Annotated in this window: 17 protein-coding genes and 1 tRNA gene; 7 read left to right on the plus strand and 11 right to left on the minus strand. The window is 59.6% G+C overall.

Going from position 1 to position 19,108, the window contains the following annotated elements; genetic code table 11:
• The first annotated feature begins 2 nt into the window (after positions 1–2).
• A complete protein-coding gene (locus BHC62_RS05840) occupies positions 3–3,035 on the plus strand; it encodes a multidrug efflux RND transporter permease subunit (RefSeq protein ID WP_029295388.1) in 3,033 nt (1,010 codons plus the stop codon).
• Between the two features lie 121 nt (positions 3,036–3,156).
• Here BHC62_RS05840 and BHC62_RS28860 read toward each other — a convergent pair whose 3' ends face one another.
• From BHC62_RS28860 to BHC62_RS05885, 9 genes are all read right to left on the minus strand, one after another.
• Positions 3,157–3,384 carry a hypothetical protein gene (locus tag BHC62_RS28860; protein ID WP_029295386.1) on the minus strand — a complete coding sequence of 76 codons (228 nt, stop codon included), beginning with the start codon at positions 3,382–3,384 and terminating at the stop codon, positions 3,157–3,159.
• Positions 3,384–4,100: a lipopolysaccharide kinase InaA family protein gene (locus BHC62_RS05850; protein WP_070994462.1), complete on the minus strand. Its 717-nt coding sequence runs from the start codon at positions 4,098–4,100 to the stop codon at positions 3,384–3,386. Before BHC62_RS05850 ends, BHC62_RS28860 begins: the two co-directional genes overlap by 1 nt.
• Positions 4,101–4,104: 4 nt before the next feature.
• Positions 4,105–4,785, minus strand: coding sequence for a class I SAM-dependent methyltransferase (locus BHC62_RS05855; protein ID WP_070994463.1), 681 nt, complete (start codon positions 4,783–4,785; stop codon positions 4,105–4,107).
• Between the two features lie 179 nt (positions 4,786–4,964).
• The gene (locus tag BHC62_RS05860; RefSeq protein ID WP_029295380.1) at positions 4,965–6,245 is read right to left on the minus strand and encodes a HAMP domain-containing sensor histidine kinase; all 1,281 of its coding nucleotides are present in this window, start codon (positions 6,243–6,245) and stop codon (positions 4,965–4,967) included.
• On the minus strand, positions 6,235–6,918 hold the full coding sequence (gene colR / locus BHC62_RS05865; protein ID WP_029295378.1) for a two-component system response regulator ColR: 684 nt from the start codon (positions 6,916–6,918) through the stop codon (positions 6,235–6,237). The genes BHC62_RS05860 and colR overlap by 11 nt, the downstream gene beginning before the upstream one ends.
• Before the next feature lie 266 nt (positions 6,919–7,184).
• Positions 7,185–8,834: a chaperonin GroEL gene (groL, locus tag BHC62_RS05870; RefSeq protein ID WP_070994464.1), complete on the minus strand. Its 1,650-nt coding sequence runs from the start codon at positions 8,832–8,834 to the stop codon at positions 7,185–7,187.
• Positions 8,835–8,883: 49 nt separating this feature from the next.
• On the minus strand, positions 8,884–9,180 hold the full coding sequence (gene groES, locus BHC62_RS05875; protein WP_003175874.1) for a co-chaperone GroES: 297 nt from the start codon (positions 9,178–9,180) through the stop codon (positions 8,884–8,886).
• Between the two features lie 229 nt (positions 9,181–9,409).
• Complete coding sequence (locus BHC62_RS05880; RefSeq protein ID WP_029295363.1) at positions 9,410–9,886, minus strand: FxsA family protein; 477 nt, start codon at positions 9,884–9,886, stop codon at positions 9,410–9,412.
• A gap of 66 nt (positions 9,887–9,952) precedes the next feature.
• The gene (locus tag BHC62_RS05885) at positions 9,953–10,684 is read right to left on the minus strand and encodes a HugZ family protein (RefSeq protein WP_070994465.1); all 732 of its coding nucleotides are present in this window, start codon (positions 10,682–10,684) and stop codon (positions 9,953–9,955) included.
• 75 nt (positions 10,685–10,759) lie between these two features.
• On the opposite strand from BHC62_RS05885, the gene BHC62_RS05890 reads away from it, so the two are divergent.
• On the plus strand, positions 10,760–11,518 hold the full coding sequence (locus tag BHC62_RS05890) for an SDR family oxidoreductase (RefSeq protein ID WP_029295359.1): 759 nt from the start codon (positions 10,760–10,762) through the stop codon (positions 11,516–11,518).
• Between the two features lie 106 nt (positions 11,519–11,624).
• Here the strand turns inward: BHC62_RS05890 and BHC62_RS05895 are convergent, their stop codons facing one another.
• Entirely contained in the window at positions 11,625–12,632 is a 1,008-nt protein-coding gene (locus tag BHC62_RS05895) for a DUF481 domain-containing protein (protein ID WP_029295357.1), read from the minus strand.
• A gap of 165 nt (positions 12,633–12,797) precedes the next feature.
• Here BHC62_RS05895 and BHC62_RS05900 point away from each other — a divergent pair, with 165 nt between their 5' ends.
• The 4 genes from BHC62_RS05900 (at position 12,798) to BHC62_RS05915 (ending at position 17,637) form a co-directional block, all read left to right on the plus strand.
• Positions 12,798–13,151: an MGMT family protein gene (locus BHC62_RS05900; RefSeq protein WP_029295355.1), complete on the plus strand. Its 354-nt coding sequence runs from the start codon at positions 12,798–12,800 to the stop codon at positions 13,149–13,151.
• 43 nt (positions 13,152–13,194) lie between these two features.
• Positions 13,195–14,727 (plus strand): AmpG family muropeptide MFS transporter, encoded by a 1,533-nt coding sequence (locus tag BHC62_RS05905; RefSeq protein WP_029295353.1) that lies wholly within the window; start codon positions 13,195–13,197, stop codon positions 14,725–14,727.
• A 220-nt stretch (positions 14,728–14,947) separates the two neighbouring features.
• On the plus strand, positions 14,948–16,663 hold the full coding sequence (locus tag BHC62_RS05910; RefSeq protein ID WP_070994466.1) for a proline--tRNA ligase: 1,716 nt from the start codon (positions 14,948–14,950) through the stop codon (positions 16,661–16,663).
• 20 nt (positions 16,664–16,683) lie between these two features.
• On the plus strand, positions 16,684–17,637 hold the full coding sequence (locus tag BHC62_RS05915; protein ID WP_029295348.1) for a hypothetical protein: 954 nt from the start codon (positions 16,684–16,686) through the stop codon (positions 17,635–17,637).
• 28 nt (positions 17,638–17,665) lie between these two features.
• On the opposite strand, the gene dinB is transcribed toward BHC62_RS05915, so the two are convergent.
• The gene (gene dinB / locus BHC62_RS05920) at positions 17,666–18,724 is read right to left on the minus strand and encodes a DNA polymerase IV (RefSeq protein WP_070994467.1); all 1,059 of its coding nucleotides are present in this window, start codon (positions 18,722–18,724) and stop codon (positions 17,666–17,668) included.
• A gap of 291 nt (positions 18,725–19,015) precedes the next feature.
• On the opposite strand from dinB, the gene BHC62_RS05925 reads away from it, so the two are divergent.
• Positions 19,016–19,092, plus strand: a tRNA-Met gene (locus BHC62_RS05925).
• Positions 19,093–19,108 lie beyond the last annotated feature (16 nt).

Raw genomic sequence — 19,108 nt, forward strand, 5'->3', positions numbered from 1 at the left:
CCATGGCGTTTACCGACACGTTTATCCGCCGTCCGGTGCTGGCCATGGTGGTCAGCCTGCTGATCGTGCTGTTGGGTTTCCAGGCCTACAGCAAACTACCGTTGCGCCAATACCCGTCCATGGAAAATGCGCTGATCACGGTGACCACCGCTTACCCGGGGGCCAATGCCGAGACCATCCAGGGCTACATCACACAGCCGTTGCAGCAAAGCCTGGCGAGCGCCGAAGGCATCGACTACATGACCTCGGTCAGTCGCCAGAACTTCTCGGTGATTTCCATCTATGCGCGGATCGGCGCCAACAGCGACCGCCTGTTCACCGAACTGTTGGCCAAGGCCAACGAGGTGAAGAACAAGCTGCCGCAAGACGCTGAAGATCCGGTATTGAGCAAAGAGGCCGCAGATGCGTCGGCCCTGATGTACATCAGCTTCTCCAGCCAACAACTGAGCAACCCGCAGATCACCGACTACCTGTCGCGGGTGATCCAGCCCAAGTTGGCGACCCTGCCTGGCATGGCCGAAGCCGAGATCCTCGGTAACCAGGTATTTGCCATGCGCCTGTGGCTGGACCCGGTCAAGCTCGCGGGGTTCGGCCTGAGCGCCGGCGACGTCACCAATGCCGTGCGCAACTACAACTTTCTCTCTGCCGCCGGTGAAGTGAAAGGCGAGTATGTGGTCACCAGCATCAATGCCAACACCGACCTCAAGACCGCCGAAGCCTTCGCTGCCATCACCGTGAAGACCGATGGCGACAGCCGGGTGCTGCTCGGCGACGTGGCCCGGGTGGAAATGGGCGCGGAAAACTACAACGCCATCAGCTCCTTTGGCGGCACGCCCTCGGTGTATATCGGCATCAAGGCCACGCCCAGCGCCAACCCGCTGGATGTGATCAAAGAGGTGCGCAAGATCATGCCGGAGCTGGAATCCCAGCTGCCGCCCAACCTCAAGGCAGAAATTGCCTACGACGCCACGCTGTTTATCCAGGCGTCCATCAACGAGGTGGTCAAGACCCTGTTTGAAGCGGTGCTGATCGTGATCGTCGTGGTGTTCCTGTTTCTCGGGGCGCTGCGCTCGGTGGTGATCCCGGTGGTTACCATTCCGCTGTCGATGATTGGCGTGCTGTTTTTCATGCAACTGATGGGCTACTCCATCAACCTGCTGACGCTGCTGGCTATGGTCCTGGCCATCGGCCTGGTAGTGGACGATGCGATTGTGGTGGTGGAGAACATCCACCGCCACATCGAAGACGGCAAGAAACCACTGGACGCCGCGCTGGAAGGCGCGCGGGAGATTGCGGTGCCGGTGGTGTCGATGACCATCACCCTGGCGGCGGTGTATGCGCCCATCGGCTTCCTGGAGGGGCTGACCGGGGCCCTGTTCAAGGAATTCGCCCTGACCCTGGCCGGAGCGGTGGTGATTTCCGGTATCGTCGCCCTGACCCTGTCGCCGATGATGTGCGCCCTGCTGTTGCGCCACGACGAAAACCCCAGCGGCCTGGCCCATCGCCTGGACCGGATCTTCGAGGGCCTCAAGCGCCGCTACCAGAGCCTGTTGCACGGCACCTTGAACACCCGGCCGGTGGTGATCGTGTTTGCCCTGATCGTGCTGTGCCTGATCCCGGTGTTCCTCAAGTTCACCCAGTCGCAACTGGCCCCGGACGAAGACCAGGGCATTATCTTCATGATGGCCAGCGCGCCGCAGCCGACCAACCTGGACTACCTGAACACCTACACCGACGAGTTCATCGCGATCTTCAAGGACTTCCCGGAGTATTACTCCTCGTTCCAGATCAATGGCTTCAATGGCGTGCAATCGGGTATCGGCGGCTTCCTGCTCAAGCCGTGGAACGAGCGCGAGCGCACCCAGATGCAAATCCTGCCGGAGGTGCAAAAGCGCCTGGAGCAGATTCCGGGCTTGCAGGTATTTGGCTTCAACCTGCCATCGCTGCCGGGCACTGGCGAGGGCCTGCCCTTTGGTTTTGTGATCAACACGCCCAATGACTATGAGTCATTGCTGCAAGTGGCCGATCGTGTGAAAAAACGCGCCATGGAGTCGGGCAAGTTCGCCTTCGTGGACATCGACCTGGCGTTCGACAAACCCGAGGTGGTGGTGGATATCGACCGAGCCAAGGCGGCGCAGATGGGCGTCTCGATGCAGGACCTGGGCAGCACCCTGGCGACTTTGCTGGCGGAAGCGGAAATCAACCGGTTCACCATTGATGGCCGCAGCTACAAGGTCATCGCCCAGGTCGAGCGGGCCTACCGGGACAACCCCGAATGGCTGAACAATTACTACGTGAAAAACACCCAGGGCGAACTGCTGCCGCTGTCGACCCTGATCAGCGTCAGCGACCGCGCACGGCCGCGCCAACTGAACCAGTTCCAGCAACTCAACTCGGCGCTGATCTCGGGTTTCCCGATTGTCAGCATGGGCGAAGCTATCGACACCGTGCGCCAGATCGCCCTCGAGGAAACCCCGGCCGGCTACGCCTTCGACTACAGCGGCGCCTCGCGCCAGTTCATCCAGGAAGGCAGCGCACTGTGGGTCACCTTTGGCCTGGCACTGGCGATCATCTTCCTGGTGCTGGCGGCGCAGTTCGAGAGCTTCCGTGACCCGCTGGTGATACTGGTGACAGTGCCGCTATCGATCTGTGGGGCGTTGATCCCGTTGTTCCTTGGTTGGTCGAGCATGAACATCTACACCCAGGTGGGGTTGGTGACGTTGATCGGGCTGATCAGCAAGCACGGCATTCTGATCGTCGAGTTTGCCAACCAGTTGCGCAAGGACAAGGGGCTGACAGCCCGCGAAGCAGTGGAAGAAGCGGCAGCGATTCGCCTGCGCCCGGTATTGATGACCACGGCAGCGATGGTATTTGGCATGGTGCCGTTGATCTTTGCCACGGGAGCGGGGGCGGTCAGTCGGTTTGATATCGGGATGGTGATTGCCACGGGGATGTCGGTGGGCACCTTGTTTACTTTGTTTGTATTGCCGTGTGTGTATACGTTGCTGGCCAAGCGTGATCCCTTGGCGGATTGAGTACCTATCCATTTGTGCGGCAACGGCACTGACTTGTGGGGGGGGGCTAGTCCCTCCCCACAAGTACGCACAAAACAAAAGGCCTCGCTATGCGAGGCCTTTTATCGGGGGGTCAATCTCTTCAACTCGCAGGCCTCATCCCTTGGGACATCCCGAACATAAACAGCAAAAGCTGATGATCAGGCTGCGTAACCCCCGTGGTTTTGGCGATCCGTGGTAGCGGGCATTGCCCGCCACTGTGCACCGCGCTGAGGACTTCTGTGCGGGGCTGCTCCCAGGCAGCCAGGGCCAGGGAGGCGATGCCCAAGGCCCCCAACAGAAACAAACCTCGTGCTATTTCTAGCTTCATTAGGTTAAACCCTTGATAGCGCTGCCAAACGCCGCTTCGTAAAAGTAGCTGAGTTTTTGCCAGTCAGCGGCATTCCACGACGAATGGCGACGCAATTGCTGCATGTCATGGGCTGCGGCCCGTCGGGCGGTCAAACGCTGGCGGCACTTTTCCAGGTCCAGCAGCGCCACTTCGACCGTCGCGCCCTCTCCCGCACCGCTGACCCGCACAAAGATATGCTTGCTGTACAAGCAGCCATGCTGCCAACGCCCTTTGTGCATGCGCGCCAGGGTTTGCGCCAGTTCATCAAGCAGCCGCTCATGCACCAGTTCCCCGCATTGCTTGCGGCCACCGGCGGCGTACCAGTTGTCGATTTCCTCGAAACCATCCAATGACGCCGTCACCAACAAGGCCTTCCATTGATGTTCAGGGTCACGTCGGGCGCCACAGAACACCAGCTCCGGAACGCCGACATCGAGCAAACGCAGGCCCCTGAGCGCATCACGCTCACGCAGCACCGTAGGCCGCCCGAAGGGGTGCAGCCAGCTGCGATAGGTATGGCCGGTCTGACGCTTGCTGTAGAGCAGCCGCCCATTGGTCCCGATCACCCGCTGCACGCCGCTTTCGCCACCTCGACGACGATTGGGTGCCTCGACCCACTCGCCCTGCTGCCGCCAGAAATATTCGAACCGCTCTTCGGGAGCTACGTGACTGCCTGCTACGTACTCAACCACCATCCTGCTACCTCTTGCGCAATACATACACTCGCCACATGGCATACAGCGGTATGAAGTCCAAATACTCCTGGACGCGAAAACCAGCTTGCTCAAACTCAGCCTCAACAGTAGCAGCCGGTAACACAAATCGATTTCGGTAACTCTCCTGCTCACTTTTGTTGCGGCGCTGCACTTCCAGGCGCTTGCGTTTCCAGGCCTTGAAGTTGCCATCCACCCACAATGAAATGATCACGCTGTCGCGGGTAACTCGTTGAAATTCCTTCAATATCGCCATTCGGTGGGCCGGCTCGCCGATGTGGTGCAACAGGCGCATGCAAAAAATGCTGTCCACGGCGCTGTCTGGCAAATCGATATCAAAGGCAGATGTCTGCAAGGGTCGTACCTGCTTGACCACATCCGCCGGTTGCGCCCCCATGGCGATGTTCAGCATGGACTCGGAATTGTCCGCACCGATAACGATCCGGTTGGGCTTTTCTGTGAGTAACGGCCAGAAACGCCCGGCGCCGCACGGCAAGTCCAATACCAGGCCAGGCTCACCGGCCATCGCCAGCGCACCACGGGCCAATTGTTCGTCGCGTTTGTGGGACAGCCGGCGCGCCAACGTGCCCTGGTGTTTGAGCAAATATTGCTGAGCGTGGCGGTCGTCGTACTTTGCGGAAAATTCAAGCTTGATCGGAGTAGCCATCAACGAGTCTCCTGGACTGATGCCTACGACTTTAAGCAGCCGCACGTCATCCACAGGTCAACCCTTTGTGAAAAAAACGTCCCGTCTAACCCTAAAGAATTACAAAGTTTTACAGGGAAAAAAGCATGGCAGGAAGCCATCTTCGTCGAACAGCAGGGAATCTGCCCCAACGCAAGGGATCAGGGTTTGACGTGGCTCAATTCAACATGGAAACGGCAGCCGCTAGGCTCCATGGTGCTGAGGCTGACCACCCAGCCCTGGTTATCGCAGATCCGCTGCACCAGCGACAAACCCAGGCCCAGGCCATCGCCGCGTTTTTCATTGCCGCGCACAAAGGGCTCGAACATCGCTTCGCGCTTGTCCTCGGGGATGCCCACGCCGGTGTCTTCCACCACAAACCCCGTGGGTTCCAGGGTCAGGCGGATAAAGCCCTGCTCCGTGTAATGCAGGGCGTTGCGCAACAGGTTCCCCATCACCGCATGCAAAAAGGTGGCGTTGTAGCGGATATCGAGGGGGTTGCCCGGCTGGTAGAACAGCTCGATGCCCTTGCGCTCGATGGGTTCACGCCAAATCCCCAGCAAGTCCTCGGCGACCTGGGCCAGGGTGACTTGGGGTGACATGGTGGTGTCGTCATGCTGGGCGCGGGCGAGCATCAGGAAGGTCTGCACCAGTTCGCGCATTTCCTCGCAGGCCCGGGCGATGCGCTCGACCTGTTTGCGCCCCCGCGAATCGATGGCCGGGTTTTCCAGCAGCAGTTCGCAGGAGCTGGCCAGCACCATCAGTGGCGTCCGCAGTTCATGGCTGACATCACTGGTAAACAGGCGCTCACGGGTCAGCGCCTGGCGTAGGCGGCCCAGGGTGGCGTCGAAGGCCACTGCCAGCTCGCCCACTTCGTCGGCGGCATAGTCCGGGGCCAACGGCGGGGCCAGGCCCAGCAGTTGGTCACGATGACGCACCTGGCGCGCCAGGCGCACCACTGGGGCCATTACCTTGCGGGCCAGGACCCAGCCGAGGAATACCGCCAGCGCCAGGCTGAGGACAAACCCCACCAGCACCACCGCAAACAGCACACGCTCACGCTCTTCGAAATCGCTCTGGTCTTGCAGTAGGACATAACGCCGGCCGTCGACGATCTCAACCATGGCATGGTAGGACAGCGCTTCGCGAAACACTTCGTGAAAGCCCGCATCCAGATGCCGCAAGTCCTTGGGCAGCTCAAAATCGCCGCGCCCGCCGCTGAAGTAGAACAACTGGTCCGGCTCGGGCCGGTGGCGCCAGTCTTCGACACTGTCCATCAGCAGCAAGCGTTGCAAGTCGCCGCCCAGGCCCGCCGAAATCAGTTTTTCTTCCACCAGGTGCACCGTGGCGACGATGCCCATGGCAAAGGCCCCCGCCACCAGCGCGCTCATCAGCGCAAAGGCGATGATGATCCGCTGGGCAAGGCTTTGCTTAAACTCCATCACGGCCCTCGGCCAAGCGATAACCCACGCCATGCACGGTTTGCAGCAATGGTTTGGCAAATGGCTTGTCGATCACCTGGCGCAGTTGGTGGACATGGCTGCGCAGGCTGTCGCTGTCCGGGCAGTCATCGCCCCACAGGGCTTCTTCCAACACTTCGCGACGCAGGACGTGAGGGCTTTTCTGCATCAGCACGGCGAGCAATTTCAGGCCGACCGGGTTGAGCTTGAGCAAACGCCCTTCGCGGGTCACTTCCAGGGTATCGAGGTCGTAGGACAGATCGCCGACTTGCAGCTCACGCCGCCCGCCGCCCTGGGCCCGGCGCAGCACCGCTTCGATGCGTGCGGCCAACTCCGATAGGGCAAACGGCTTGAGCAGATAGTCGTCGGCACCCGACTTGAAACCTTGCAGGCGGTCGTCCAATTGATCGCGGGCGGTGAGCATGATCACCGGCGTATCGCGGCGCGCATCTTCACGCAGGCGTTTGCACAAGGTGTAGCCATCAATGCCGGGCAGCATGATATCGAGCACGATCAGGTCGTAATGCTCGGTGGCGGCCAGATGCAGGCCCGACAAACCGTCCTGCGCACAGTCCACGGTATAACCCTTGAGCCCCAGGTAATCCGCCAGGTTGGCCAGAATATCGCGGTTGTCTTCAACCAATAAAATTCGCATGGGCAGTGTCTCCGTACGCGGTAACGGCCGTGTTGGCTCGCGCAGCTTAAGGCCAAGTGTGCTCCACGACTAGGGCGCCGTAGCGAGTCTATAAGTTTTTTCAACCTATTGATGGGCTTCACGAGTTTTTCACTATCACTTCACCCGCCGCGCACAGAAAGACCATCACACTGATGCAGGGTTACTACACCCAGGCAAAAACCAGGCATTAAAAAACCCCGCCTGCATCGCTGCAGGCGGGGTTTCAGTACAGGGGTAAGGCTGGCTTACATCATGCCGCCCATGCCGCCCATACCACCCATGCCGCCCATGTCTGGCATGCCGCCGCTACCTTCAGCCTTCGGCTTTTCAGCAATGCCGACTTCGGTAGTCAGCAGCAGACCAGCGATCGAAGCTGCAGCTTGCAGAGCCGAACGGGTGACTTTGGTTGGGTCCAGAATACCCATTTCAACCATGTCGCCGTATTCGCTGGTTGCAGCGTTGTAACCGTAGTTACCTTTACCGTTCTTCACTTCGTTGACCACAACACTTGGCTCGTCGCCGCTGTTGGAAGCGATCTGGCGCAGTGGGGATTCAACGGCGCGACGCAGAACAGCGATACCGACGTTCTGGTCAGCGTTATCGCCTTTGAGGTCAACCAAGGCTTCCAGAGCACGGATCAGCGCAACGCCACCGCCAGGTACCACGCCTTCTTCAACGGCTGCACGGGTCGCGTGCAGGGCGTCTTCAACGCGGGCTTTCTTCTCTTTCATTTCAACTTCGGAACCAGCGCCAACCTTGATCACTGCAACGCCGCCGGACAGCTTGGCCAGACGCTCTTGCAGTTTTTCACGGTCGTAGTCCGAGGAGGTTTCAGCAACCTGGGCACGGATCTGGGTGATACGCGCCTGGATGTCCTGCTCAACGCCAGCACCGTCAACGATGATGGTGTTTTCCTTGGAGATGGTCACGCGCTTGGCGCTACCCAGGTTTTCCAGGGTGGCGCTTTCCAGGCTCAGGCCGATCTCTTCGGAGATTACGGTACCGCCAGTCAGGACTGCGATGTCCTGCAGCATGGCCTTGCGACGGTCGCCGAAGCCTGGAGCCTTGACGGCTGCGACTTTAACGATGCCACGCATGTTGTTCACAACCAGAGTCGCCAGGGCTTCGCCTTCAACGTCTTCGGAAACGATCAGCAGTGGGCGGCCGGCTTTGGCAACGGCTTCCAGCACTGGCAGCATTTCGCGGATGTTGGAGATCTTTTTGTCGACCAGCAGGATCAGCGGGCTTTCCAGCTCGGCAACCATGGTTTCTGGCTTGTTGACGAAGTACGGGGACAGGTAGCCACGGTCGAACTGCATGCCTTCTACAACCGACAGTTCGTTTTCCAGGCCAGTGCCTTCTTCAACGGTGATCACGCCTTCTTTACCGACTTTTTCCATGGCTTCGGCAATGATGTCGCCGATGGAGCTGTCGGAGTTGGCGGAGATGGTGCCTACCTGAGCGATAGCCTTGGTGTCAGCGCATGGCTTGGACAGGTTTTTCAGCTCGGCAACAACGGCGATGGTCGCCTTGTCGATACCGCGCTTGAGGTCCATCGGGTTCATGCCGGCAGCGACGGCTTTCAGGCCTTCGTTGACGATCGACTGAGCCAGAACGGTGGCGGTGGTAGTACCGTCGCCTGCGTCATCGTTGGCACGGGAGGCAACGTCTTTGACCAGCTGCGCGCCCATGTTTTCGAAACGGTCTTCCAGTTCGATTTCTTTTGCTACGGAAACGCCGTCCTTGGTGATGGTCGGAGCGCCGAAGCTCTTCTCGATGATCACGTTACGGCCTTTCGGGCCCAGGGTCGCTTTTACTGCGTCAGCCAGGATGTTGACACCGGTGAGCATTTTCTTACGGGCGGAATCGCCGAATTTAACTTCTTTAGCAGCCATGATCGATATTCCTTAAATACTTTGTAGTAACGGGAAAATGAGCGGGGAATCAGTCTTCCAGAACAGCGAGAATCTCGTTCTCAGCCATAACCAGCAGGTCTTCGCCGTCAACTTTCACAGTGTTGCTGCCGGAGTAAGGACCGAATACAACCTTGTCACCGACTTTAACGGCCAGCGCACGCACGTCACCATTTTCCAGAGTCTTGCCTGGGCCTGCAGCGACGATCACACCGTGGTTGGCTTTTTCAGCAGCCGAACCTGGCAGAACGATACCGCCAGCGGTTTTCTTTTCTTCTTCGCTGCGACGGATAACGACGCGGTCGTGCAGAGGACGAAGCTTGCTCATTGTCGATCTCTCCTAATTGTAAGTTTCATCGGCCGGTATCAGTACCGGCTGGTGGTATTCCGGCGGGGCCGGTCGCGGTTCGCCAGGCGAAACGCGGAAGTCTGTCTGGTGTCGCCACCAGAAACCTTGCGGTGACCGTTACATAAGGGCGTATATGCTTATTACAAGGGCCACAGGTGAAAATTTTTGTGTCAGCAGGGCACCCGAAGGCACCCTGCCTGACATGGCGTTACTTGGAGTCGCGGTGCTCGAACTCGCCTTCGATCACATCACCTTCACGCCCCAGCGGCTGGCGAGGTGCCGGGCCGCCACGTGGCTGCAGGTCGTCGGCAAAGGCGCGCTGGCGCACCGCCGCTTCTTCGGCACGCTGGCGCAACTTGCCTGCCAGCAACCGACGAGTGAATGGCAGCAGCAGAATCAAACCCAGCACATCGCTGACAAAACCCGGCACGATCAGCAGGCCACCGGCCAAGGCCATCATCAGGCCTTCAAGCATGGTCTGGGCCGGCAGTTCGCCGCGATTCAGGCTTTCACGGGCACGCAGTGCGGTGGCCAGGCCGGCGATGCGCAGCACGAACACGCCGAGCATCGAGCCGAGAATGATCAGCAGCAGCGCCGGGAAAAACCCGATAGCCCCGCTGACCTTGACGAATACGAACAGCTCCAGCACCGGAAACAGCAGAAAGAGCAATAAAAAAGGGCGCATCAAATGGTTCCTCAACGCAAGAATGCCTTGCTACTAGACCTTAGATGACGTCGCCCTTTCGTGAATTCAAGCTTGGGTGGTGGATTTTTTCGGCCATTGCTCGGCGTGAGCCAGGAAAACCAAGGCTTCGCGCACTTGTGTCGGCGTATTGCAAGTAGCCGCAAACGGCAACCAGTGCAAGCACTGGCCGATGCGCAGGTGCATGCCTTCACTATCGATACCCGCCAACTGCGCGGGCTCGGAGGTCGGCAGGCCGGCCAACTCGACATAGTGGGCAATGGCTTTGGTGTGATCGCTGTTCATGTGCTCGATCATGCTCAACTCGGCCTTGCCGGCAAACGGGTTGGCCAGGGTCAGTTGGTCGACCCAATGGATCGCGCCGAAACCGCCGATATAGCGATGACGCACCGGCTTGAGCACCCAGAAATCAAAGTCATGGGCTTTATGGTAGTTAGCCGAGTCGGGGAAATACCGGTAGTAACGCTCGGCGGCGGCGGCGATGGCCACCTCGTCCTCGAGTTTTTCGGCTTCAGCCAGGTAAGTCAGGCGGCCCACGGCCTGCACATCATCAGCCTCACGCTCGCCTACCAGCAACGAGCATTTCGGATCTTTTTGCAGGTTATGGGTGTGCTGGGCGATACGGCTGATCAGGATCAACGGCCGGCCCTCTGCGTCCAGGCAATAAGGCACTACCGAACCAAAGGGAAAACCGGGCATGGCCTTGGAGTGCGTGGCGAGCGCCCCACGGTATTCCTTGAGCAGTAGTTCTCGGGCATTCTTGGCAACGTGGACGCTCAACTTATGACTCCTTCGATAAGATCCGTCACAAAACGGACTTGGACAACCGCTTAAATCTGCTCACAGGACATGCGAATGCATCTCAACGACAAAGTAATCATTATCACCGGCGGTTGCCAGGGTTTGGGCCGCTCCATGGCCGAGTATTTTGCAAGCAAAGGTGCCCACCTGGCGCTGGTGGACCTCAATCAGGAAAAGCTCGATGCCGCAGTGGCTGCATGCCAGTCCCATGGCGTCACCGCACGCAGCTATCTATGCAACGTGGCGGATGAAGAACAGGTGACCCATACCGTGGCACGGATCGCCGATGACTTTGGCGCGATCCATGGTTTGATCAACAACGCCGGGATCCTGCGCGATGGCTTGCTGCTCAAGGTCAAGGACGGCGAGATGACCAAGATGAGCCTGGCCCAGTGGCAGGCGGTGATCGACGTCAATCTGACCGGCGTGTTCCTCTGCACCCGTGAAGTGGCGGCGAAGATGGTGGAGCTGAAAAACCAGGGCGCCATTATCAACATCTCGTCCATCTCCCGCGCGGGCAATGTGGGCCAGACCAACTATTCGGCGGCCAAGGCCGGCGTGGCCGCAGCAACGGTGACCTGGGCCAGGGAGCTGGCGCGTTATGGCATACGTGTGGCGGGGATTGCGCCGGGCTTTATCGAGACCGAAATGACCCTGGGCATGAAGCCCGAAGCATTGGAGAAGATGACGTCGGGGATTCCGCTCAAGCGCATGGGCCGGCCGCAAGAGATCGCCCACTCGGCGGCCTATATCTTCGAGAACGACTACTACACCGGGCGCATCCTGGAGCTGGATGGCGGGTTGCGCCTGTAACACCACTGAAAAACAAATCAGGGGGGGCGCTACGCGCCCCAACGCGGGCGATGCGGCGTTCCGACAAGCCGGCTCGCCACAAAAGCACGATCACACCCAGGCAGGCTTACCAGGTCACGCCAAACCCTGCGGTGTAGCGGGTCTTGCTCAGGTCGCTGTCCGAACCGCCGCTGATGATGTCGCGCTCGGCCTTGAGGTTGAGCGAGGCCCATTCGGTGACTTTGTAGCGCAGGCCCATTTCGGCATCGAGCGCGTAGTCGGCGGGGCCGGCCAGGGGCTTGCCCACTTCACCGTTGGTGAAGAACTCCACGGTCTTGCCGATCAGATAGCGGTTGTAGTCCCACTTCATCGCCAGGGAATAGAAGTTGTCCTTGCCGCCATCCTGGTACTCGTAGTCAGTACGGTTGAGCAATGACCCCAGGGAGAAAGCCCCCAGTTCATCATCCCAGAACTGATAACCCGGACCGGTACCGACGGTGCGCTGGCGACGCAGGTCTTCGACCTTGTCGTGCTTGTAGGTCAGGCGCCCCTGCCAGAACCACTGGTCGGTGATAAAGCGGTCCAGCGCGTACTCGGCGCTCCAGTTATCGGTGGTGACCACATCGTTCTGGAATTCGCGGTTGTATTCGCCTTCTGCAATATGGCGCCACTTGCCGTGACGGGCAGTGGTCTTGAAGTCGATGTCATAGTCGTCGGTGTCTTTTTCCGCACGCTTGTAGTCCAGCGCCACGTCGACATTGCCCTTCCACACCAGGTCCTCGATCACAGGCTTGGGCTTGATGATCTGCTGGATACTGGCCAACTCCACCGTCTTCGGTGTTTCGCCGTTGGCCAGGACCACCTTGCCGTCCTCGGCCGGATGCAGGGACTTGGCCTTCTCGCCGATATAGGCATCCTGCTTGACCAGCAACTCCTGGTCGCTTTCCAGGGTTTTCACCTGTTTCCAGTCCACCGGGATCGCGCCCGCGTATTCGGTCTGGATCAGCAGCTTGCCGCCATCGAAAACCTTGATCTTGCCGGTCAGGCGATCACCGTTTTTCAACCAGACCGTATCGGCCAGCACAGGGGTAGAAGCAGTAAAGACAGCGAGGCACAGCAGGGTTCTGGACAACATAAGCGGTTACGGGGCTCAAGTTTGGCGAAAAAGGAGGCATTATCGGCGTAGCTGAAGTCTTAGCAAGGACTGACTCAAGGTTTTGTATTGAGTTCAATTCTCAACGGCATCTTTACAGACGTTTCTTACATATCCACGACTATTTTCAACTGAGCCGCCAGAACAGTGAACGAGCCCGCTGACACCCCGCAAAACCCGGCCGAAATGCGCCGAACTGCGCTGTACCTGACCTTGGCCCAAGTGCCCGAAGGCTGCGTGGTCAGCTACGGCGAACTGGCCCACCTGGCTGGCCTGGGGCGGGCCGCACGCTTCGTGGGCCGTACGTTGAGCCAACTTCCCGAGGGTTCGAAGTTGCCCTGGCACCGGGTGGTCGCCGCCGGCGGTCGGATAAGTCTGCCGGTGGGCAGCGTCTCGGGCGATGAACAACGTGCGCGTTTACGCAGTGAAGGTGTCAGTATCCTGAACAATCGCGTTGATATTCAGCGTCATGGCTGGCGCCCGGTAGAGCACAGCGGTTAGAGTGCGCGCTTTGTTTCCGTAAATCTGAGGCAGACTCCAGCCCATGCCCCGTAAAACCTGGCGCGCCGCGCTCGCTGCCTATGCCAGCCCCTCGACATTAGTGCTGTTACTGCTCGGCTTTGCCGCCGGCCTGCCTTACATGTTGGTGTTCTCGACGCTCTCGGTCTGGTTGCGCGAAGCCGGTGTGGCACGCGAGACCATCGGCTATGCGAGCCTGATCGGCCTGGCGTATGCGTTCAAGTGGGTCTGGTCACCGCTGCTGGACCAATGGCGCCTGCCGCTGTTGGGTAAGCTGGGACGTCGTCGTTCCTGGCTGGTGCTGTCCCAATCCCTGGTGATTCTCGGCTTGATCGGCATGGGCTTCTGCGACCCGCAGAAACACCTGTCCTGGCTGATCGCCATTGCCGTTATCGTCGCATTTGCCTCCGCAACCCAAGACATCGCGGTGGACGCCTATCGCCTGGAAATCGCCGACGACAGCCGCCAGGCCGCCCTGGCCGCCAGCTATATGTCCGGCTATCGCATCGCCGCCCTGCTGGCCACGGCGGGCGCGCTGTTCTTTGCCGAAGGCTTTGGCTCCACGGGGTTCAACTACAAGCATTCGGCGTGGACCGGCACCTACGTGCTGTTCGGCGTGCTGATGATCCCGGCCCTGCTCACCAGCTTTTTCATGCGTGAACCCGATGTGCCCCTGCGCACCCAGTTGCAGGCCGGGCGCTATACGTTTGCCCACCAATTGATGTCGGTATTTGTGCTGATCATCTTGTTGGTGTCGGTACCGGCGATGTTCACCCAGTTGTACAACACCGACTTCGCCAGCGTGCTGTTCGAAGGCGTGAGCCTGCTCGACCTGTTGCTGGAAGACCGCGCCTTCCTGCGCGCCATCCTCTATATCACCCTCACCGCCCTGTGCCTCTCGGCCATGGGCCGCCGGGGTCTGGCGCCTGTGCTGACGCCGGTCAACGACTTTATCCTGCGCTACCGCTGGCAGGCCTTGCTGCTGTTGGGGCTGATCGCCACCTACCGGATGTCGGACACGGTGATGGGCGTGATGGCCAACGTGTTCTATATCGACCAGGGGTTCACCAAGGACCAGATCGCCAGCGTCAGCAAGATCTTCGGCCTGATCATGACCCTGGTCGGCGCCGGCATGGGCGGCCTGTTGATCGTGCGGTTCGGCATCCTGCCGATCCTGTTTATCGGCGGCATCACCTCGGCCGGCACCAACCTGCTGTTCCTGATGCTCGCCGACATGGGCGCCGACCTGCAGATGCTGATCTTCACCATCTCCCTGGACAACTTCAGCTCAGGCCTGGCGACCTCGGCATTCGTCGCCTATCTGTCGAGCCTGACCAACCTGAAGTTCTCCGCCACCCAGTACGCCCTGCTCAGCTCGATCATGTTGCTGTTGCCACGGCTGATCGGCGGCTACTCGGGGGTCATGGTGGAAAAGTTCGGCTATCACAACTTCTTCCTGATCACCGCACTGCTCGGCGTGCCAACGCTGCTGCTGATTGCCTTGCACTGGTACCAGGAAAGCCGGCGGATCCGCTTGAATCCCCCCGAAGAAGGCTGACACCTGCAGGGCCGGGCTTGTGTGGGAACGGGCTTGCCCGCGATAGCATCACTGCGGTTTGCCTGACACACCGAGGCGCCTGCATCGCGGGCAAGCCCGCTCCCACATTGACGCCGGCGCCCCACAGAAATCCCGTCACCACCTGATGCCTGTACTCTGGCGGCGACCGCCCGTACAATCCCAGGTCACTTCAAGTCCAAGCAACCGACAACGGCCTACCATGCGCACCAGTCAATATTTGCTCGCCACACAGAAAGAAACGCCTTCCGACGCGGTCGTGATCAGCCACCAGCTGATGCTGCGCGCCGGCATGATCCGCAAACTGGCCTCCGGCCTGTACACCTGGCTGCCCATGGGCTTGAAGGTGATGCGCAAGGTCGAAGCGATCGTTCGCGAAGAAATGAACGCCGCCGGCTCTCTGGAAGTATTGATGCCGAGCACTCAGCCGGCTGAACTGTGGCAGGAATCCGGGCGCTGGGAAGAGTACGGTCCGGAATTGCTGCGCTTCAAGGATCGTCATGGCCGCGACTTCTGCGCAGGCCCGACCCATGAAGAAGTGATCACCGACCTGATGCGCAACGAGTTGAGCAGCTACAAACAACTGCCCCTCAACCTGTATCAGATCCAGACCAAGTTCCGTGACGAAATCCGCCCACGCTTCGGCTTGATGCGTGGCCGCGAATTCATCATGAAGGACGCCTATTCGTTCCACGCCGACCAGCCTTCGCTGCAAGTCACCTATGACCGCATGCACCAGGCCTATTGCAACGTGTTCACCCGCCTGGGCCTGAAGTTCCGCCCAGTGGAGGCAGATAACGGCTCGATCGGCGGCGCGGGCTCCCACGAGTTCCACGTACTGGCAGAATCGGGCGAAGACGACATCGTCTTCAGCGACGGCTCCGACTACGCAGCCAACATCGAGAAAGCCGAAGCCGTGCCACGGGAAACGTCCCGTCCGGCGCCGGCTGAAGAGCTGCGCCTGGTCGATACCCCAGACACCAAGACCATCGCGGCCCTGGTCGAGAAATTCAATCTGCCGATTGAAAAGACCATCAAGACCCTGATCGTGCATGCCGAAGAAGAAGGCAAGCTGATCGCCCTGGTTATCCGTGGCGACCACGAACTCAACGAAATCAAGGCGGCCCAGCAACCTGGCGTGGCCAGCCCGCTGGTCATGGCCTCGGACGCCGAACTGCGTGACGCCATTGGCGCCGGCGCTGGTTCCCTGGGCCCGCTGAACCTGCCACTGCCGATCATCATCGACCGTTCGGTCGAGCTGATGAGCGACTTCGGCATCGGTGCCAATATCGACGACAAGCACTACTTTGGCGTCAACTGGGAACGTGACCTGCCGGTGCCTACCGTGGCCGACCTGCGCAACGTGGTTGCCGGTGATCCAAGCCCGGATGGCAAGGGCACCCTGGAAATCAAGCGCGGTATCGAAGTGGGGCACATCTTCCAGCTGGGCAACAAGTACAGCAAGGCGATGAAGTGCGAAGTACTGGGCGAAAACGGCAAGCCGGTAACCCTGGAAATGGGTTGCTACGGCATTGGTGTTTCCCGCGTGGTGGCGGCTGCCATCGAGCAGAGCCACGACGACAAAGGCATCATCTGGAGCGACACTTTGGCGCCGTTCCAGATCGCCCTGGTACCCCTGCGCTACGAAACCGAGCAAGTTCGCGAAGCCACCGACAAGCTGTATGCCGAACTGACGGCCGCTGGCTTCGATGTACTGCTGGACGATCGCGACAAGAAGACCAGCCCGGGCATCAAGTTTGCCGACATGGAACTGATTGGCATCCCTCACCGGATCGTGGTCAGTGACCGCGGCCTGGCCGATGGCAATCTGGAATACAAGAGCCGGACCGAAGCCCAAGCCCAACCGTTGCCGGTGGCTGACGTGCTGCCCTTCCTTCAGGCGCGTATTCGTCGCTGAAAACCAGATCAAGAGAAGTCATGTTCAAGCGAAACACCAAAGCCCTGGGGGGCGCCGCCTTGTGCGGCGCCCTGCTGGTCAGCGGCTGTGCCAATCAGATGTCGCAGCGTAGCGAGCACGAGGAACGGATCGAGCGCAAATTGCTCGACCACAGCCTGCAGATTGATGTGGGCGAACCCAAAGTACTCGAGTTGCCGCAACGCCGCGTGCGCATTCATGAGCAGCGGACTTTCGAAGTCACTGAATTTGAAGTCACGCGTCACTATGATCGCTACACGCCCTACCAGCCCTGGCGCGAACTCTACGAGATCCCGCTGGGTGCCGTGGCAGTGGTGGCGGGCGCCGGGGCCAATGTGGCGAACATCTTTGCCCTGGGCAACCTGCCAGACAGCATGACCCATGACTGGATCAGCTACGGCGTGGCCGGGCTCAACCCGTTCATGAACGTGCAGTCCCATGGCCGGGCGCAACAGAACCTGGCGGGCATCGATGAAGTCCAGCGTGACCGACGCCTGGAATACACCAGCCTGCCGTGGAGCGAGCGACCGGTGCAGGTAAAAGCCGGCAAGCAGACCCACGAGATGACCACCGACCGCAACGGCGTCCTGCGCCTGAACCTGTTGGACAGCCCGTTTGCCGAGCAGGACCTGAGCAAGGTCCGCACCTTGCGGATCAGCATTGAAGATGCCCAGGACGATGTGCATTCGGACTCATCCCTGGCCATCAGCACCACCCTGCGTGGCAAGCTGCTGGAAGCACACGCCTTGATCTACGACGACCTGGAGGATGACGAAGTCAACCAATGGGTCCATCGGGTCAAGCGCTTGTCGGAACTGGGCCTGGAAGAAGAAGCCAGCGAACTGGAACAGAGCCTGATTGAACTGACACGCAATGATCCTGAATTGCAGCAGGAATTTCTCAAGGCCCTGACCAAGGACGGCGGCCGACTGGTGGCCGACCCCGGCACCCGCTGACCCCCTGTAGGAGCCGGCTTGCCGGCTCCTACAGGGACAGCTCTAGCTGTTCATTTCCTACGCTCAAATCGAGCAGCCGCACACCAATCCCCAGCAAGCGCACCGGTTTTGCGCCGCGATTGAACGCCTGGGTCAGCAACTGCCGATAGCTCTCCAGATCCCGCCCCGCCCCCGCCTGCTCCAGGGTGGTTTGGGTAAAGTCATGGAACTTCACTTTGACAAAGGGTTTGCCCGGCCGATAACTGCTGTCGATACGCTGTATGCGCCCGGCCAGGGTTTCCATCAGTTCCGGTAGCTTTTCCAGGCAACTGGGCAGGTCCGGCAGGTCGACATCGTAGGTGTTCTCCACGCTGATCGATTGCCGGCGACTGTCGTTATGCACCGCGCGATCATCAATCCCACGCGCCAAACTCCATAACCGCTCACCAAAGCTGCCGAATTCGCGCACCAGCGCCAGCTTGTTCCACTCGCGCAATTGCAGGCAATCCTCGATCCCCAGGCGTGCCAGCTTGTCGGCGGTGACCTTGCCGACGCCATGCAACTTGCTCACCGGCAGCTGCGATACGAAGTCTTCCACCTGGTCCGGGGTGATCACAAACAGCCCATTGGGCTTTTTCCAGTCGCTGGCGATCTTGGCCAGAAACTTGTTGGGAGCCACTCCCGCAGAAACCGTGATGTGCAACTGATTGGAAACGCGCCGACGGATATCCTGGGCGATGCGCGTGGCGCTGCCGCCAAAGTGCGCGCAATCGGAAACATCCAGGTAAGCCTCGTCCAGGGACAACGGCTCGATCATGTCGGTGTAGTCACGGAAAATCGTGTGGATTTCCTTGGACGCTTCTTTATAGGCGTCCATGCGCGGCTTGACGATGGTCAGGTCAGGGCAGAGCTTCAACGCATGGCGCGACGACATCGCCGAACGCACGCCGTAGGCCCGGGCCTCGTAGTTGCAGGTAGCGATCACCCCGCGCCGATCAGCCGAGCCCCCTACCGCCAGCGGCTTTTGCGCCAGGCTCGGGTTATCCCGCATTTCGATGGCAGCGTAGAAACAATCACAGTCGACATGGATGATTTTGCGCTGCGTCATATAAAGGGAGGCGTGATCGGGACATAAAGTAGACGGATCGCCAGTATCGCATTCACACCTGTATATAGCACCAGTACTTTGAATCATCTGACAAAGCAGTCGGAAAAAACCTTGATGAATTCATTTTCTCAATCGAAAGGCTCCCCTCAATAGAGCTGGAAGCCACGGCCAGACTGGCCCCAAACCCTTCCAGCGGCCCTCTTGGAGAGCTAAGCGATTGAAGCACAAGCGCTTTTCTTTAAATCAGCGGTTGACACACCGTCATTCCTCTGTAGAATGCCGACACACAGACGCGGGATGGAGCAGTCTGGTAGCTCGTCGGGCTCATAACCCGAAGGTCGTCGGTTCAAATCCGGCTCCCGCAACCAAACATCAAAAAAGGCT

Origin of the sequence: Pseudomonas sp. 06C 126, from assembly GCF_001855215.1 — a bacterium.
Taxonomy (GTDB): domain Bacteria; phylum Pseudomonadota; class Gammaproteobacteria; order Pseudomonadales; family Pseudomonadaceae; genus Aquipseudomonas; species Aquipseudomonas proteolytica.

What these genes read in the sequence shown, in the direction of transcription:
- BHC62_RS05890 (WP_029295359.1), top strand. Translation starts at nt 10,760, where the DNA reads ATGCATCTCAACGACAAAGTAATCATTATCACCGGCGGTTGCCAGGGT.
- BHC62_RS28860 (WP_029295386.1), bottom strand. Translation starts at nt 3,384, where the DNA reads ATGAAGCTAGAAATAGCACGAGGTTTGTTTCTGTTGGGGGCCTTGGGC.
- BHC62_RS05880 (WP_029295363.1), bottom strand. Translation starts at nt 9,886, where the DNA reads ATGCGCCCTTTTTTATTGCTCTTTCTGCTGTTTCCGGTGCTGGAGCTG.
- BHC62_RS05905 (WP_029295353.1), top strand. Translation starts at nt 13,195, where the DNA reads ATGCCCCGTAAAACCTGGCGCGCCGCGCTCGCTGCCTATGCCAGCCCC.
- BHC62_RS05860 (WP_029295380.1), bottom strand. Translation starts at nt 6,245, where the DNA reads ATGGAGTTTAAGCAAAGCCTTGCCCAGCGGATCATCATCGCCTTTGCG.
- BHC62_RS05895 (WP_029295357.1), bottom strand. Translation starts at nt 12,632, where the DNA reads ATGTTGTCCAGAACCCTGCTGTGCCTCGCTGTCTTTACTGCTTCTACC.
- BHC62_RS05915 (WP_029295348.1), top strand. Translation starts at nt 16,684, where the DNA reads ATGTTCAAGCGAAACACCAAAGCCCTGGGGGGCGCCGCCTTGTGCGGC.
- dinB (WP_070994467.1), bottom strand. Translation starts at nt 18,724, where the DNA reads ATGACGCAGCGCAAAATCATCCATGTCGACTGTGATTGTTTCTACGCT.
- BHC62_RS05910 (WP_070994466.1), top strand. Translation starts at nt 14,948, where the DNA reads ATGCGCACCAGTCAATATTTGCTCGCCACACAGAAAGAAACGCCTTCC.
- groL (WP_070994464.1), bottom strand. Translation starts at nt 8,834, where the DNA reads ATGGCTGCTAAAGAAGTTAAATTCGGCGATTCCGCCCGTAAGAAAATG.
- BHC62_RS05840 (WP_029295388.1), top strand. Translation starts at nt 3, where the DNA reads ATGGCGTTTACCGACACGTTTATCCGCCGTCCGGTGCTGGCCATGGTG.
- colR (WP_029295378.1), bottom strand. Translation starts at nt 6,918, where the DNA reads ATGCGAATTTTATTGGTTGAAGACAACCGCGATATTCTGGCCAACCTG.
- BHC62_RS05855 (WP_070994463.1), bottom strand. Translation starts at nt 4,785, where the DNA reads ATGGCTACTCCGATCAAGCTTGAATTTTCCGCAAAGTACGACGACCGC.
- groES (WP_003175874.1), bottom strand. Translation starts at nt 9,180, where the DNA reads ATGAGCAAGCTTCGTCCTCTGCACGACCGCGTCGTTATCCGTCGCAGC.
- BHC62_RS05850 (WP_070994462.1), bottom strand. Translation starts at nt 4,100, where the DNA reads ATGGTGGTTGAGTACGTAGCAGGCAGTCACGTAGCTCCCGAAGAGCGG.